Source organism: Streptomyces flaveolus (assembly GCF_000716535.1).
Classification (GTDB): domain Bacteria; phylum Actinomycetota; class Actinomycetes; order Streptomycetales; family Streptomycetaceae; genus Streptomyces; species Streptomyces flaveolus_A.
The window spans coordinates 236,927-251,979 of sequence record NZ_JNWV01000006.1; the positions used below are offsets into that span (position 1 = coordinate 236,927).

Sequence of the window (15,053 nt, forward strand, 5' to 3'; positions counted from 1 at the left end):
TCAGAACAGCGGCTCCGGCAGTACACCCTCCAGGGCGAGCAGCTTCCGCTTGGTCTCCAGCCCGCCCCCGAAACCGCCGAGGCCGCCGCCGCTCTCCACCACCCGGTGGCACGGCACGACCACCGGCAGCGGATTGGCGCCCATGGCGACACCGACCGCCTGCGCCCCGCCGGGCTGGCCGACCCGGCCCGCCAGGTCGCCGTAGCCCACCACCGTGCCGTACGGCACGCCGGAGGCCAGCTCGCGCAGGACCTGCCGGTTGAAACCGGAGATCAGCGACCAGTCCAGCGGCAGGTCGAAATCGTGCCGCTCGCCCGCGAAGTACGCACGCAGTTGGCGTATCGCCTCGGTCAGCAGCGGCGAGTCCGGATCCTCCACGGGCTCGCCACCCAGCCGTGCGGCCAGCCGCTCCACCGCCCGGTCGCGCACCGCGTCCGAGGCGTGGAAGACGACGTTGACCAGGCCGTCACGGGTCGCCGCCAGCATCAGCGGGCAGATGTCCGTGCCGACGACCGCCCACACGACCCGCTGCTCATCCTGCCCATGGCTGTCCATCCGCCTACCGTACGACCCGCCACTGACAACGCCCGCCCGGCTCAGTCCGAACCCAGCGCCGCGCGTACCACGTCGGGCTGGTTGGTGATGATCCCGTCGACCCCGTAGCCGGCGACCTCGCGGGCGTCGGCCGCGTCGTCCACCGTCCAGGCGAAGAGTTCCAGCGGCCGGCCGTGCGGTCCGTCCGAGGCGTGCACGGAGGCGACGTACCACCGGGAGAGGGACCTGTACGAGGGATTGATCAGATCCGTGAAGCGCGCGAACCGGTGCAGCTCCGCCACGGTGGGCGTACCGAGGTAGCCGGTGACGACCGCCGGCTTCAGCTCGTGCACGGTCCGCACGCTGTCGGCGCTGAAGCTCTGCACGATCAGCCGCCCCAGGTGGCCGCGGTCCAGCCAGCCCTCGTTGCCGAGCAGCTTCAGCGTCTGCTGTTCGATGCCCGGGTACAGCTCCGGATTCTTGATCTCCAGGAGGAGTTTCTCGTGGTTGCGCTCGATCCGGCGCATGTACTCCTTCAGCGTCGGCACGCGCGCGCCCGCGTAGACGGGGGAGAACCAGCTTCCCGCGTCCAGCCGGGCGATCTCGGCGGCGGTGAAGTCCCGCACCTTCCACGGCGCCCGGCCGGGGAAGACCTCCTCGACGTTCGTGGTGCGCTGCAGGGTGTCGTCGTGCAGGACGACCAGCTCACCGTCCTTGGTGCGCTGGACGTCGTTCTCGACCCAGGAGAAGCCCAGCTCGGCGGCCTTGTCGATGGCGGCCAGCGTGTTCTCGGGTGCGTAGGTCGAGGCGCCCCGGTGGGCGATCACCGTGGGCACACTGTGCTCGCCTGCCCGGGCATCGGACGTGGGGCTCAGCAAGGCGGTCACCGTCCCCAGGGCCGCGGCGACCGGGGCGGCGACTACGCGCGCGTGCATGCGTACTCCTCGCTTCGAGCGGATACCGACAGCAACAGACTGACAGCACAGAGTCAACGGCATCCGGCGCACGACGGCCACACATTGAATGGAGATGTCCAAGTCCGCTCACCAGTGCCCCACAACTGCGGCAAGGCCGTGTTTCTTTGCCGGAAAATCGTTCGACCATTCCAGTGGGGGTCATACTCTCTGCGACGACCCTGACCGCCCGTGCGGTCCTGGGACGGGGGCATATTCAGGCTTTCCGGGACACAAGAAGGCGGGAAGGGCAGCCGCGGATGCAAGGCACGGTCGACGGATTCAGCTACGGGGCCGTCACCCCGTTGGTGGCCTACCTGATGGCGTGCCTCGGCGGCGCCCTCGGCCTGCGCTGCACCACACGCTCCCTGCTGGTCACGCACGCACGACGGCCCGCCTGGCTGGCCCTCGGCTCGGCGGCGATCGGCTCCGGCATCTGGACCATGCACTTCGTCGCCATGATGGGCTTCAGCATTAAGGAGACGCCGCTCCACTACGACCAGCCGATCACCTATGCGAGCCTCGGCCTCGCCATCGTCATGGTCGGCGTCGGGATCTTCATCGTCGGCTACCGGGGCGCCACCGGCACCGCCCTCTTCACGGGCGGCACGATCACCGGTCTGGGCGTCGCCTCGATGCACTACCTGGGCATGGCGGGCGTCCACTTCCACGGACGGTTCACCTACAACACGTTCACCGTCGCCGCCTCCGTCGTCATAGCGGTCGTGGCCGCCACCGCCGCCCTGTGGGCCGCCGGACAGGTGAGGGGCTTCCTGTGGAGCGTCGGCGCGAGCCTGGTCATGGGGCTCGCCGTCAGCGGCATGCACTACACCGGCATGGCCGCCCTGAGCGTCCACCTCGACGGCGCCCCCCACACCGCCGGGGGCGCGCCCGCCGCGTCGGTGCTGGCGCCGATGCTGATCGGCCCGCTCGCCTTCCTGCTCCTCGCGGGCGTCGTCGTGATCTTCGACCCGCTGATGGTCATGGGGCGCCCCGACTGGCGGCCCGTCGAGCAGAAACCGGGCGTCCCGGCCGCCGCCGTCGCCTCCCACGCCGAACGCCGCCCCGCCGTTCTCGACGGACGCCGGCCCCAGCACCACGCCTCCCGCACCCCGCAGAACCGCTGATCGGAACCCGTTGTCAGTGCGGGGTCGTACGGTTGATGTCATGCGGCCCGTTTCCCACATCGAACGCACGGTGGCGCCCTTCGAGGTCGTCAGCCCCTACCAGCCCAGCGGCGACCAGCCTGCGGCCATCGCCGAGCTGGCCAAGCGCATCGAGGCCGGTGAGAAGGACGTCGTCCTCCTGGGCGCGACCGGCACCGGCAAGTCCGCCACCACCGCGTGGATGATCGAGAAGCTCCAGCGCCCCACCCTCGTGATGGCGCCGAACAAGACGCTGGCCGCCCAGCTGGCCAACGAGTTCCGCGAGCTGCTGCCGAACAACGCCGTCGAGTACTTCGTCTCGTACTACGACTACTACCAGCCCGAGGCCTACGTCCCGCAGTCGGACACCTACATCGAGAAGGACTCCTCGATCAACGAGGAGGTCGAGCGCCTGCGCCACTCCGCGACCAACTCGCTGCTCACCCGCCGCGACGTCGTCGTCGTCGCCTCGGTGTCCTGCATCTACGGCCTCGGTACTCCACAGGAGTACGTGGACCGCATGGTCCCCCTCAGGGTCGGCGACGAGATCGACCGGGACGAGCTGCTGCGCCGCTTCGTCGACATCCAGTACACGCGCAACGACATGGCCTTCAGCCGCGGCACCTTCCGGGTCCGCGGCGACACCATCGAGATCTTCCCGGTCTACGAGGAGCTGGCCGTCCGCATCGAGATGTTCGGCGACGAGATCGAGGCGCTGTCCACGCTGCACCCGCTCACCGGCGAGATCATCAGCGACGACCAGCAGCTCTACGTCTTCCCCGCCTCCCACTACGTCGCCGGCCCCGAGCGCATGGAGCGGGCCGTCAACGACATCGAGAAGGAGCTGGGGGAGCGCCTGGCCGAGCTGGAGAAGCAGGGCAAACTGCTGGAGGCCCAGCGCCTGCGGATGCGCACCACGTACGACATCGAGATGCTCCGCCAGATCGGCACCTGCTCCGGCGTGGAGAACTACTCGATGCACTTCGACGGCCGCTCGCCGGGCTCCCCGCCCAACACGCTGCTGGACTACTTCCCGGACGACTTCCTGCTCGTCATCGACGAGTCGCACGTCACCGTTCCGCAGATCGGCGCGATGTACGAGGGCGACGCCTCCCGCAAGCGGACCCTCGTGGACCACGGCTTCCGCCTGCCCTCCGCCCTGGACAACCGCCCGCTGAAGTGGGAGGAGTTCCAGGAACGCATCGGGCAGACCGTCTACCTGTCGGCCACCCCGGGCACCTACGAGCTGTCGCGCTCGGACGGCTTCGTCGAGCAGATCATCCGCCCGACCGGCCTGGTCGACCCGGAGGTCGTGGTCAAGCCCACCGAGGGCCAGATCGACGACCTGGTGCACGAGATCCGCAAGCGCACCGAGAAGGACGAGAGGGTCCTCGTCACCACGCTGACCAAGAAGATGGCCGAGGACCTCACCGACTACTTCCTGGAACTCGGCATCCAGGTGCGCTACCTGCACAGCGACGTCGACACCCTGCGCCGCGTCGAGCTGCTGCGCGAACTGCGCTCCGGTGAGTACGACGTCCTGGTCGGCATCAACCTGCTCCGTGAGGGACTCGACCTGCCCGAGGTGTCCCTGGTGGCGATCCTGGACGCCGACAAGGAGGGCTTCCTGCGCTCGGGCACCTCGCTGATCCAGACCATCGGCCGCGCGGCGCGCAACGTCTCCGGCCAGGTCCACATGTACGCCGACAAGATCACCCCGGCGATGGAGAAGGCCATCGAGGAGACCAACCGTCGCCGGGAGAAGCAGATCGCCTACAACAAGGCCAACGGCATCGACCCGCAGCCGCTGCGTAAGAAGATCAACGACATCGTCGCCCAGATCGCTCGCGAAGAGGTCGACACGGAACAGCTCCTCGGCTCCGGGTACCGCAAGACGAAGGACGGCAAGGGAGCGAAGGCCCCCGTTCCGTCGCTCGGCGACAAGGCGGCCAAGGGAGCGAAGGCCGGAAAGGCCGCGAAGACGGCCAAGGGCAAGACGGTGCCCACCGACCGTCCCGCGGCCGAACTCGCGGAGCAGATCGAGGAGATGACCGAGCGCATGCGTGCCGCCGCCGCGGAACTGCAGTTCGAGATCGCGGCCCGGCTGCGCGATGAGGTCTCCGAGATGAAGAAGGAGCTGCGCCAGATGCGGGAGGCAGGCCTCGCCTGAGTCTCCGCCCGGTACCGGCTCTCGGCCCGAAAGCGAAGTGTTGCAACCCCGACACAAAGCGCGGGCCGGGGGTCGGCACTGTCCGTGGCTCTGCGTAGGGTTCTGAACAACCGCGCGGTGCGCAGCAACGGCTCGGCGCGGCAACAGGGGACCGTCGAGAGGGGATTCAGCCGTGTCCGTCAACTTGTCCAAGGGTCAGGCCATCAGCCTGGAGAAGAAGGACGGGGCCACCCTGACGGCGGTCCGCATGGGCCTCGGCTGGCAGGCGGCCAAGCGGCGCGGCCTGTTCGGCTCCCGCACCCGCGAGATCGACCTGGACGCTTCGGCGGTCCTGTTCGCCGGTGCGGAACCCAAGGACGTCGTCTTCTTCCGCCACCTGGTCAGCGACGACGGTTCCGTGCGCCACACCGGCGACAACCTCGTCGGCGGCGCCGGCCAGGGCGGGGACGACGAGGCCATCCTGGTGGACCTGCAGCGCGTCCCGGTCCACATCGACCAGATCGTCTTCACGGTCAACTCCTTCACCGGCCAGACCTTCCAGGAGGTGCAGAACGCCTTCTGCCGGCTCGTGGACGAGACCAACGGCCAGGAACTGGCTCGCTACACGCTGGCCGGCGGGGGCGAGTACACCGCCCAGATCATGGCCAAGGTGCACCGGGCAGGCACCAGCTGGACGATGACGGCCATCGGCGCCCCGGCCAGGGGCCGTACCTTCCAGGACCTGATGCCGGCGATCCTTCCGCACCTCTAGCACCGGACCGCCCGCTCACCCGGCGCGGCTCGCACGACCGAACGACACAGGGGGGCGACGGCGATGGGGGCCGAGCTGGTGCGGGGGCAGAACCACCCGCTGTCCCAAGCCAGGCTGGAGATCCGGATTTCGGCCGGAGTGCCGGTCCTCGCCGGAGCCACGCTGGGCGACGAGCACGGCACGGTGCACGGTCGCCAGTGGGTGGCCCACCCCGGCGCCCCTGCCCTGCCCGGCGTCGAGGCACCACTGCGGGCGGCCGCCGAGCACCGCCTGACCGTCGACCTGGCCGCCCTGCCCGAGGCCGTGCACCGCGTCGACGTGTTCCTCGCCCTGCCCACCGGCACGGCAGGCCCGCTCGGCTTCGGCGCCGTCCCGGCCCCGCACACCACGGTGAGCGGCCTCGACGGCACCGAGCTGGCCTGTTACACCCTCACCGGCCTGGACACCGAGACGGCCGTGCTCGCCTTGGAGCTGTACCGCAGACAGGGCGTCTGGAAAGTGCGCGCGATGGGTCAGGGCTACGCGAGCGGCCTCCCCGCCCTCCTCGCCGACCAGGGGCTGCGCGACGCTGACGACCTCGCGGCGGCCATTCAGGAGGCTGCGGCCCAGAGCCCGCCCGGTGCGACAGCCGTACCGTCGGCCGATCGCGGCCCGCAGACCACCCCCGCTTCCGCACCGCAGGCTTCACCCACCCATCAAGCGGCGTCCGCCTCTCAGCCCGCCGCAGCTTCCCAGCCGGCCTGGGCTTCTCAGTCCACCGCCGCTGCCCAGCCCGCGTCGGCTTCTCGGCCCCCTGCCGCTTCCCAGCCCGCGTCGGCCTCTCCACCCGCCGCCGCTTCCCAGTCGTCCGCTTCCGGGCCGGGGGAGCCGCCGCCGCCTTCGTACGACCCGCAGAGCCCTGACGAGGATGGCGGCCCCGATCCCCGCCGGCCCGACGGCCCGGTCGACTACACGCACCCGCGCCGCACCCGCGGCTTTCCGCCTCAGCCCCCTGCCCCCTCGGTCGCCGACGTCCAGCCCGCTCGGCCCGTTGCCGGAGACGCCGTGGGGTGGTCGATGGAGGAACGGCTGTACAACCAGGTATGGGGCATGTTCGAGGACCTCGCCCGCACCACGACCGCCTACCGTAGCGCCATCGACTTCGCCGACTCCCGCCTGGAGAAGGAACTGGACCAGGCCCTCGCCGACCCCTGCGCGCGGCTCGGCGCGGCGGGCGATGCCGCTCGCGAGGCGGCCCACGCTCGCCGGGCCCAGCTGGCCGACCAAGCACGGGCTGCCTTCGATCGCGACCTCGCCCAGCTGATCGCCGAGGCCGAGGTGGTCGAGCCCGCGCTCCCGCCCGCCTACGCCCGCTGGGACAGCCCCGTCTGGCGCGCCTACCGCGTCCCCGACGAGCCGCCGATGGCGCTGCGGCTCGGTGATCTTCACCTGCCGGAAAGCGCGCCCTTGCGCATCCCGCTGCTGGTCCGGCTGCCGCTGGAGAGGGGTTTGTGGATCGACAGCGGTCCGTCGGCGGCCGGCGACGCTCATCTGCCGGACTCCGCCGAGCTGCGGCACCTGGCCATGTCCGTGGCCGTCGCCCTCGCCGCGCGCCTGCTCGCCGTGCACCCGGCTGGGGAGTTCGCCGTGCAGGTCGTCGACCCTGCCGGTGCCGGGACCCACGCGCTGCTGCCGCTGACGCAGGCCGGGGTCCTCACGGCGCCGCCCGCGACCGGGGCGGCGGGGGTCTCGCAGACGCTGGAGAGGCTCACCCGGCGGGTCGACCTGGTGCAGATGGCGGTGCGCGGCGGCGCGGCCGAGTCGCTGCCCGCCGATGTGGACTCCGCCCAGCAGCTCCTGATCGTCAACGACTTCCCGCACGGGTTCGACGACCGGTCGGTGACCCGGCTCCGTTATCTCGCCGACGAGGGCCCGGCCGTCGGCGTGCACCTGCTGCTGGTCGCCGACCGTGAGGAGGCCGCCGCCTACGGCTCCTTGCTCGATCCGCTGTGGCGTTCGCTGTTGCGACTCACCCCTCTGCCCGACGACCACCTCGCCGATCCGTGGGTCGGTCACGCCTGGACGTACGAACCCTCACTGGCCCCGGCCGCCGACCGGATCGTGGACGACGTGCTATCCGAGGTGGCCACAGCCCGTACCAAGTGATGGTAAAGGCGGTTTGAACAGCGGACTTGGCACTTCTTTTACTTACCGCTTTACCTTTACTTGGTGATTGGGGTACAGTCTTCCGTACGGAGGGGAGTACTCCTTGACTGCGGCGCACCCGTCAGTACGGACCGGTTCGGTCCCGGGGCGTCGGCCCATCTCGGGTGGAAGAGACCTCCGGCAGCGACAACGCTGATGTGTTTGCCGTCACGTAATGCCGGAGGTGCAGTGGAAGTCTCCATGACCCTATGGGTCCTCACCATCGCGGGTCTCGCCGCCCTGATCGCGGTCGACTTCTTCATCGGCCGCAAGCCGCCTGAGGTGTCGATCAAGGAAGCGGGCATCTGGACAGCCGTCTGGATCGCCCTGGCCGGCCTCTTCGGTCTCGGTCTCCTCGTCTTCGGCGGCGGGCAGCCGGCCGGTGAGTTCTTCGCGGGCTTCATCACCGAGAAGTCGCTGAGCGTCGACAACCTCTTCGTCTTCGTCCTGATCATGGCGAAGTTCGCGGTGCCCACGCAGTACCAGCAGCGCGTCCTGCTCGTCGGCGTCCTCATAGCCCTGGTCCTGCGGGCCGTCTTCATCGCCGCCGGCGCCGCGATCCTCGCCAGCTTCTCCTGGGTGTTCTACCTCTTCGGCGCCTTCCTGATCTGGACCGCCTGGAAGCTCATCCAGGAGGCCCGCACGGACGAGGCCGACGAGGAGTACGAGGAGAACAAGCTCCTGAAGGCCGCGGAGCGCAAGTTCGGCGTGGCCGACCGGTACCACGGCACCAAGCTGTGGATCCAGCAGAACGGCAAGCGCGTCATGACCCCGATGCTGGTCGTGATGCTCGCCATCGGCACCACGGACGTGCTGTTCGCCCTGGACTCCATCCCCGCGATCTTCGGCCTGACCCAGGACCCGTACATCGTCTTCACCGCCAACGCGTTCGCCCTGATGGGTCTGCGCCAGCTGTACTTCCTCATCGGCGGGCTGCTCAAGAAGCTGGTCCACCTCTCGTACGGGCTGTCGATCATCCTCGGCTTCATCGGCGTCAAGCTGGTGCTGCACGCCCTGCACGAGTCCGGTGTCCACGTGCCCGAGATCAGCATCCCGGTCTCGCTCGGCGTGATCTGCGCGGTCCTGGCCGTCACCACGGTCACCAGCCTCCTGGCCGTCAGGAAGCAGGCGGCCGTCGAGGAGGCGCACGCCGACGGCGAGGGTGCTCGCAAGAGCAGCGTCGATGTCTGACCAAGGCGCAGCGGAAGCCCGCGCTCCCGCATAGCCGCATAGCCGCACGGGGCACGGGTGCACTGGCCCTCGCCGGGGGTGCCTGAGCCCTCGACGGGGGCCATCACGCTTCGACGGGGCCATCAGCCTTCGGCGAGGCCCCCATACCCCTCGGCGGCGACTCGTCGCGACGCGGAGGCCCGGCCTCACCGGCGCCGGGTCCCGCACCGGAAAGGATGAGAGGTATCCGGAAAGAACGGAATGCGAATCTTGTACGCCTCTGCGACCATCGCCGCATGATCACTCGGCTCCGGTCGCTCACCCGACAATGGACGATCCTCGTGCCGGTGCTCGCGATCGTCCTGCTGGTCCTCACCTGGGGCCGGGCCCTCCCCGGCGCGGTCGTCGGCCTGGTGACCCTCGTTCTCGCCGGTGCCGTCCTGGCGGCGGTGCACCACGCCGAGGTGGTCGCCCATCGAGTCGGCGAGCCCTTCGGTTCCCTGGTGCTCGCCATCGCCGTCACGATCATCGAGGTGGCCTTGATCGTCACTCTTATGGTCGACGGCGGGGACAAGAGTGCCACCCTGGCCCGGGACACCGTCTTCGCCGCCGTGATGATCACGTGCAACGGCGTCGTCGGGATCTGCCTGCTCGTCGCATCCCTGCGGCACGGCACGGCCGTCTTCAACCCCGAGGGCACCGGAGCGGCGCTGGCGACCGTGGCGACACTGGCCACGCTCAGCCTGGTGCTGCCGACCTTCACCACGAGCAAGCCCGGACCAGAGTTCTCCACCATCCAGCTGACCTTCGCCGCGCTGTCCTCACTGATCCTGTACGGGCTGTTCGTGGCCACCCAGACCGTGCGCCACCGCGACTACTTCCTGCCCATCACCCGGCAGGGCGAGGTCATCACCGCCGAGGACCACGCCCGCCCCCCGTCCGCGCGCACCGCCTGGACCAGCCTCGGCCTGCTCGGGCTGGCGCTGATCGGTGTGGTCGGCCTGGCCAAGAGCGTGTCGCCAACGATCGAGTCGGGCGTGGCGGCGGCGGGCCTGCATCAAGCCGTCGTCGGTGTGATCATCGCTCTGCTCGTCCTGCTGCCCGAGACCATCGCCGCGCTGCGCTCCGCTCGCCGCGACCGGGTGCAGACCAGCCTCAACCTCGCGCTCGGCTCCGCCATGGCCAGCATCGGCCTGACCATCCCGGCCGTGGCGCTCGCGTCCGTGTGGCTGTCCGGACCGCTCGTCCTCGGTCTCGGGGCGACCCACATGCTGCTGCTCGCGCTGACCGTGGTGGTCAGTTCTCTGACCGTGGTGCCGGGCCGGGCCACACCGCTCCAAGGGGGTGTCCACCTGGTGCTGTTCGCCGCCTACCTGGAACTGGCGATCAACCCGTAGCGGGCGGGGAAGTCCCCGACGCGTCCGGTCAGCCCGTGACCGGCTCGACCGCCGGCACGGGCACCGGCCGCGTCTCCGGCAGCAGTGCGAAACAGACCAGGCTGATCAGCGCGATGCCCGTCAGGTAGGCCCCCACGGCCCAGGGGACCCGCCCGCCCTGCTCCGCGAGCGCCGTGGCCACGATCGGGGTGAGGGCACCGCCGAAGACCCCGCCGAGGTTGTAGCCCACGGCGGCGCCCGTGCAGCGCACCCGGGCCTCGTACAGTTCCGGCAGGTACGCGGCGATCACCGCGAACATGGTGACGAAGGCCAGCAGGGCGCCCAGGATGGCGAGGAACATCAGCAGCGGTTCGCCGGTCGCCAGGAGGGCGACCATCGGGAGCATCCACAGGACGCAGGCCGTGCACCCCGTCAGACACAGCGGCCGGCGTCCGTACCGGTCGCCGAGCAGCGCCACTACGGGCGTGAGCGCGCCCTTCACCAGCACCGCGCCCATGACGCACATCAGCATGACCGTACGGCTCACGCCGAGCCGTTCCGTCGCGTACGCCAGCGACCAGGTCGTCACCGCGTAGAACACCGCGTAACCGACCGCCAGCGCTCCGGCCGTCAGCAGCACCAGCCGCCCGTGGTGCCGAACGACCTCCACGAACGGCACGCGCGCGTGGTCGTCGATCTCCAGGAATCGGGGGCTCTCCTTCAGGGAGGAGCGCAGCCACAGACCGGCCAGCGCGAGAGCGCCGGCCGCCCAGAATGGTACGCGCCAGCCCCACCGGGCGAACTCCGCGTCGGACAGCCCTGCCGACAGCGCGAGCATCACCCCGTTCGCCAGGACGAAGCCGACCGCGGGTCCGATCTGGGGGAAGCTCGACCACAGGGCACGCCGTCCGGCAGGAGCGTGTTCGGCCGTCAACAGCACCGCCCCGCCCCACTCACCGCCGAGCCCCAGGCCCTGCAGGAAACGCAGCACGAGCAGCAGTACGGGCGCGGCCACGCCGATGGTCCCGTAGGACGGCACACAGCCGACCGCGACCGTGGAGGCGCCGGTGAGCAGCAGCGAGACGACGAGCACCGGACGTCGGCCGCGCCGGTCCCCGAGGTGCCCGAAGATCACCGAGCCCAGCGGCCGGGCCACGAACCCCACCCCGAACGTCCCGAAGGCCGCGAGCGTCCCGGCGACCGGCGAGAACGTGGGGAAGAACAGCGGCCCCAGGACCAGAGCCGCCGCGGTCCCGTAGACGAAGAAGTCGTAGAACTCGATCGCTGTCCCGGCGAGCGAGGCTGCGGCGAGCCGCGGCATGGACGGGGTGCTTACGGCGCGTACATCGTGCATGCCGCGTCAACTACCCACAGTGATCAAGGGTTACGGGGGCGCGCGGAGGTGATCACGGGGCCTGGGTGCACGCGGTGGCGACCGGCGTGCGGGGCCGGTTGTCGGCGCCGACCGGCGTGATAGACCGGGTGCGAGCAGCGGTCGTAGACGCACCGCCACGAACGGACCGGAGGAACCGTGCCCCGCACCCTGGCCAACGCCCCGATCATGATCCTCAACGGGCCCAACCTGAACCTCCTCGGTCAGCGCCAGCCCGAGATCTACGGCCACGAGACGCTGGCCGACGTGGAGGCGCTGTGCGCCAAGGCGGCGGCCGCGCACGGCGGCACGGTCGACTTCCGCCAGTCCAACCACGAGGGGGAGCTGGTCGACTGGATCCACGAGGCGCGGCTGGGTCACTGCGGGATCGTCATCAACCCCGGCGCCTACTCGCACACGTCGGTCGCCATCCTGGACGCGCTCAACACCTGTGACGGCATGCCCGTGCTGGAGGTGCACATCTCCAACATCCACCGGCGCGAATCGTTCCGGCACCACTCCTACGTCTCGCTGCGCGCCGACGGCGTGATCGCGGGATGCGGAGTGCAGGGCTATGTGTTCGGCGTGGAGCGGGTCGCGGCACTGGTCGGGGCGGCGCGAGCGGAGGCGTGACCCGCGCGGGGGACTACAGCCGGCCCGCCTCCACGATCCGCCGCAGGAAACGCCGCGTGCGCTCCTGCCGCGGGTCGCCGAAGACCTGCTCGGCGGTGCCGCGCTCCAGTACGACCCCGCCGTCCAGGAAGCAGACCTGGTCGGCGACGTCCCGGGCGAAGCCCATCTCGTGCGTGGCCAGCACCATGGTCATGCCCTCGTCCTTCAGGCCACGCACCACCTCCAGCACCTCGCCCACCAGCTCGGGATCGAGCGCGGCCGTGATCTCGTCCAGCAGCAACAGCCGGGGCCGCACCGCGAGGGCCCGTACGATCGCCACACGCTGCTGCTGACCGCCGCTGAGCCGGTCCGGGTAGGCATCCGCCTTCCCGCCCAGTCCGAGGCGCTCCAGCAGCTCCCTGGCCCGTTCCTCGGCCTCCGCGCGGGAGACGCCGTGCACCCGGCGCGGCGCGAGCGTGATGTTGTCCAGCACGGTCATGTGCGGGAAGAGGTTGTACGCCTGGAAGACGACGCCGATCCGGCGCCGTACCGCGTCCTGGTCCACGCGCGGATCGGTGATCTCCTCGCCGTCCAGCCAGATGGCGCCGTCGTCGATCTCCTCCAGGAGGTTGGCGCAGCGCAGCAGCGTGGACTTGCCAGAGCCGGAGGCGCCGATCAGCGCGGTCACCGTGTGCGGGGCGACCTCGAGAGCGACGTCCCGCAGGACGACCGAGCCGCCGAAGGTCTTGCGGACGGACTCCATCCGCAGCACCGGCGCGTTGCTCACGGGCGTGTTCCCGGGCGTGCTCACAGGGCTCCTCCCCAAGCGCTCACAGGGACCCTCCCTGGGCCCGCCGCCGGTCCATCCGGGCCGTCACCCAGTCGGTGAACCGGGTCATCGGGATGGTCAGCGCCACGAACACCAGCCCCGCGACGATGTACGGCGTGTAGTTCAGACTGCGGCCCACGATGATGTCGGCCGCCCGTACGGCGTCCACCGCACCCCCGATGGAGACCAGACCGGTGTCCTTCTGCAACGACACCAGGTCGTTGAGCAGCGGCGGCACCTGGCGGCGCACCGCCTGTGGCAGGACGACGTGGCGCAGGGCCTGCCGGTTGGTCAGGCCCAGTGAGCGCGCCGCGGCACGCTGCGAGGGGTGGATCGACTCGATGCCGGCCCGGAACACCTCCGCCACGTACGCCGAGTACGTCAGCGTCAGCGCCGTACCACCGAGCAGCACCGGATCGACCGTCACGCCCTGCAGCCGTAGCGCCGGCACACCCAGGACCACGATCATCAGGTTGATGATCAGCGGCAGACCGCGGAAGAAGTCGGTGTACGCCGCCGCCAGCACCCGCAGCGGGAAGAAGACCGGACCGCGCAGGGTGCGCGCGACGGCGATCAGCATGCCCAGGACCAGAACGGCGGCACCGCAGACGAGCAGCAGACGGACGTTCAGCCACAGCCCTTCGAGGACCTTCGGGAACGCCTCACGCGCGTAATGCGCGCTGAAGAACGTCTCCTTGGTGCGCGGCCAGCCCGGTGCGTTGACGACGACCAGGTAGAGCAGGACGGCCGTGGCGAGCGTCGAGACGGCCGCGACGGTCGTGGCGCGGCGGGCACGCGCGCGTTTGTAGCGCTCACGCGCCAGCCGCCGCTCGGACGGCGCGTAGCCGTCGCCCGCGACACCGTCGCCGGTGCCGCCGGTCATGTCCCCCTTGTCGGCCGCCCCCTCCGGGGCCGACTCTCCCTTGGTGACCGTCACTTGAGCACCGGGGCGTCGACGGCGTCCGAGAGCCACTGCTTCTCGATCCCGGCCAGTGTGCCGTCCTTGCGGAGGGCGTCGACGGCGCCGCTCACGCACGAGGTCAGCGCACTGCCCTTGTCCAGTACGAGCCCGAACTGCTCGGGCGCGCCGCCCTGGTTCTCGAACTGGCCGACGATCCTGGCGTTCGTCACCTCGGCGGCCGTGATGTAGAAAGCGGTCGGCAGGTCCGTGACGATGGCGTCGACCTGGCCGTTCTTCAGCGCGGACTTCGCCTGGTCGTTCTTGGCGTAGACGGCCGCGTCCTGTGCCGGCTTCACGAGGTCGGTGATGTAGTCGAGGCTCGTGGTGCCGACCTGGGCGCCCAGCTTCAGCTTCTTGAGGTCCGCGATGCTCTTCGCCCCGGCGGCCTTACTGCCCTTCAGGGCGATGACCGCCTGGCGCACGTCGTAGTAACCGGAGGAGAAGTCCACGGCCTTCTTGCGCTCGGCGCTGATCGACACCTGGTTGATGTCGAAGTCGAACGTCTTCACCCCGGGCGCGAACGCCTTGTTGAACGGCACGCTCTGCCAGACGACCGCGCTCTTGTCGTACCCCAGTTGCTTCGCCACGGCGTAGGCGACGGCCGACTCGAAGCCCTTGCCGTTGGCGGGCTTGTCGTCCTTGAACCAGGGCTCGTACGCCGGTTCGTCCGTCGCGATCGTCAGTTTCCCGGCCGTCTTGGTGGCGAGCTTTCCCTTGGCGCAGCTCTTCGCGGCCGACCCGGACGGGGCGGCCGACGCCTTGTCCTCGGGCTGCGGAGCGCAGCCGACGGCGGTGGCGAGCAGGGCTACGGTGACGGCGGCGGCCGCGCGGCGCAGGGCGCGAGGGGCAGGATGCATGGCGGGAGACTGGCAGCGAACGCGGCGTCTGTCCAGGTCACGGCGGTGGTTGTCCGCATACTGGGAACGGGTGTTGCGGCCGTGTGAACGCCCGCCCGCAGCCCACGCGCGCGCGTGGGCTGAGCCTGGGCCGCCGGCC

At 70.3% G+C, this 15,053-nt stretch carries 13 protein-coding genes; 7 read left to right on the plus strand and 6 right to left on the minus strand.

The window, feature by feature from the left end:
- Together OO52_RS07675 and OO52_RS07680 are read right to left on the minus strand one after the other, a co-directional pair.
- Positions 1 to 555: a methylated-DNA--[protein]-cysteine S-methyltransferase gene (locus tag OO52_RS07675; protein ID WP_030642305.1), complete on the minus strand. Its 555-nt coding sequence runs from the start codon at positions 553 to 555 to the stop codon at positions 1 to 3.
- Positions 556 to 596: 41 nt separating this feature from the next.
- Complete coding sequence (locus OO52_RS07680) at positions 597 to 1,469, minus strand: glycerophosphodiester phosphodiesterase (RefSeq protein WP_030642306.1); 873 nt, start codon at positions 1,467 to 1,469, stop codon at positions 597 to 599.
- 278 nt (positions 1,470 to 1,747) lie between these two features.
- Between OO52_RS07680 and OO52_RS07685 the strand changes: the two genes are divergently transcribed.
- From OO52_RS07685 to OO52_RS07710, 6 genes are all read left to right on the plus strand, one after another.
- Positions 1,748 to 2,614 (plus strand): MHYT domain-containing protein, encoded by an 867-nt coding sequence (locus OO52_RS07685; RefSeq protein ID WP_030642307.1) that lies wholly within the window; start codon positions 1,748 to 1,750, stop codon positions 2,612 to 2,614.
- Positions 2,615 to 2,654: 40 nt separating this feature from the next.
- Positions 2,655 to 4,802 (plus strand): excinuclease ABC subunit UvrB, encoded by a 2,148-nt coding sequence (uvrB, locus tag OO52_RS07690; RefSeq protein WP_030642309.1) that lies wholly within the window; start codon positions 2,655 to 2,657, stop codon positions 4,800 to 4,802.
- 172 nt (positions 4,803 to 4,974) lie between these two features.
- Entirely contained in the window at positions 4,975 to 5,553 is a 579-nt protein-coding gene (locus OO52_RS07695) for a TerD family protein (RefSeq protein ID WP_030642310.1), read from the plus strand.
- A gap of 63 nt (positions 5,554 to 5,616) precedes the next feature.
- Positions 5,617 to 7,698 (plus strand): TerD family protein, encoded by a 2,082-nt coding sequence (locus tag OO52_RS07700; RefSeq protein ID WP_030642312.1) that lies wholly within the window; start codon positions 5,617 to 5,619, stop codon positions 7,696 to 7,698.
- 228 nt (positions 7,699 to 7,926) lie between these two features.
- Positions 7,927 to 8,928, plus strand: a complete 1,002-nt coding sequence (locus OO52_RS07705; protein ID WP_030642314.1) for a TerC family protein — start codon at positions 7,927 to 7,929, stop codon at positions 8,926 to 8,928.
- 275 nt (positions 8,929 to 9,203) lie between these two features.
- Positions 9,204 to 10,304, plus strand: coding sequence for a calcium:proton antiporter (locus OO52_RS07710; protein WP_030642316.1), 1,101 nt, complete (start codon positions 9,204 to 9,206; stop codon positions 10,302 to 10,304).
- Between the two features lie 28 nt (positions 10,305 to 10,332).
- On the opposite strand, the gene OO52_RS07715 is transcribed toward OO52_RS07710, so the two are convergent.
- Positions 10,333 to 11,604, minus strand: a complete 1,272-nt coding sequence (locus OO52_RS07715; protein ID WP_030642318.1) for an MFS transporter — start codon at positions 11,602 to 11,604, stop codon at positions 10,333 to 10,335.
- Between the two features lie 210 nt (positions 11,605 to 11,814).
- On the opposite strand from OO52_RS07715, the gene aroQ reads away from it, so the two are divergent.
- Positions 11,815 to 12,288, plus strand: coding sequence for a type II 3-dehydroquinate dehydratase (gene aroQ / locus OO52_RS07720; protein WP_030642320.1), 474 nt, complete (start codon positions 11,815 to 11,817; stop codon positions 12,286 to 12,288).
- Between the two features lie 13 nt (positions 12,289 to 12,301).
- Here the strand turns inward: aroQ and OO52_RS07725 are convergent, their stop codons facing one another.
- The 3 genes from OO52_RS07725 to OO52_RS07735 form a co-directional block, all read right to left on the minus strand.
- Complete coding sequence (locus tag OO52_RS07725) at positions 12,302 to 13,030, minus strand: amino acid ABC transporter ATP-binding protein (protein WP_048910302.1); 729 nt, start codon at positions 13,028 to 13,030, stop codon at positions 12,302 to 12,304.
- Between the two features lie 67 nt (positions 13,031 to 13,097).
- Complete coding sequence (locus tag OO52_RS07730) at positions 13,098 to 14,033, minus strand: amino acid ABC transporter permease (RefSeq protein WP_030642324.1); 936 nt, start codon at positions 14,031 to 14,033, stop codon at positions 13,098 to 13,100.
- On the minus strand, positions 14,030 to 14,914 hold the full coding sequence (locus OO52_RS07735; RefSeq protein WP_030642326.1) for an ABC transporter substrate-binding protein: 885 nt from the start codon (positions 14,912 to 14,914) through the stop codon (positions 14,030 to 14,032). Before OO52_RS07735 ends, OO52_RS07730 begins: the two co-directional genes overlap by 4 nt.
- Between the last annotated feature and the right edge of the window lie 139 nt (positions 14,915 to 15,053).

Bases quoted from the DNA above. Each gene is read 5' to 3' on its own strand.
- OO52_RS07680 (WP_030642306.1), bottom strand. From the start codon at position 1,469: ATGCACGCGCGCGTAGTCGCCGCCCCGGTCGCCGCGGCCCTGGGGACG.
- uvrB (WP_030642309.1), top strand. From the start codon at position 2,655: ATGCGGCCCGTTTCCCACATCGAACGCACGGTGGCGCCCTTCGAGGTC.
- OO52_RS07685 (WP_030642307.1), top strand. From the start codon at position 1,748: ATGCAAGGCACGGTCGACGGATTCAGCTACGGGGCCGTCACCCCGTTG.
- OO52_RS07710 (WP_030642316.1), top strand. From the start codon at position 9,204: ATGATCACTCGGCTCCGGTCGCTCACCCGACAATGGACGATCCTCGTG.
- OO52_RS07735 (WP_030642326.1), bottom strand. From the start codon at position 14,914: ATGCATCCTGCCCCTCGCGCCCTGCGCCGCGCGGCCGCCGCCGTCACC.
- OO52_RS07700 (WP_030642312.1), top strand. From the start codon at position 5,617: ATGGGGGCCGAGCTGGTGCGGGGGCAGAACCACCCGCTGTCCCAAGCC.
- OO52_RS07675 (WP_030642305.1), bottom strand. From the start codon at position 555: ATGGACAGCCATGGGCAGGATGAGCAGCGGGTCGTGTGGGCGGTCGTC.
- OO52_RS07715 (WP_030642318.1), bottom strand. From the start codon at position 11,604: ATGCCGCGGCTCGCCGCAGCCTCGCTCGCCGGGACAGCGATCGAGTTC.
- OO52_RS07725 (WP_048910302.1), bottom strand. From the start codon at position 13,030: ATGGAGTCCGTCCGCAAGACCTTCGGCGGCTCGGTCGTCCTGCGGGAC.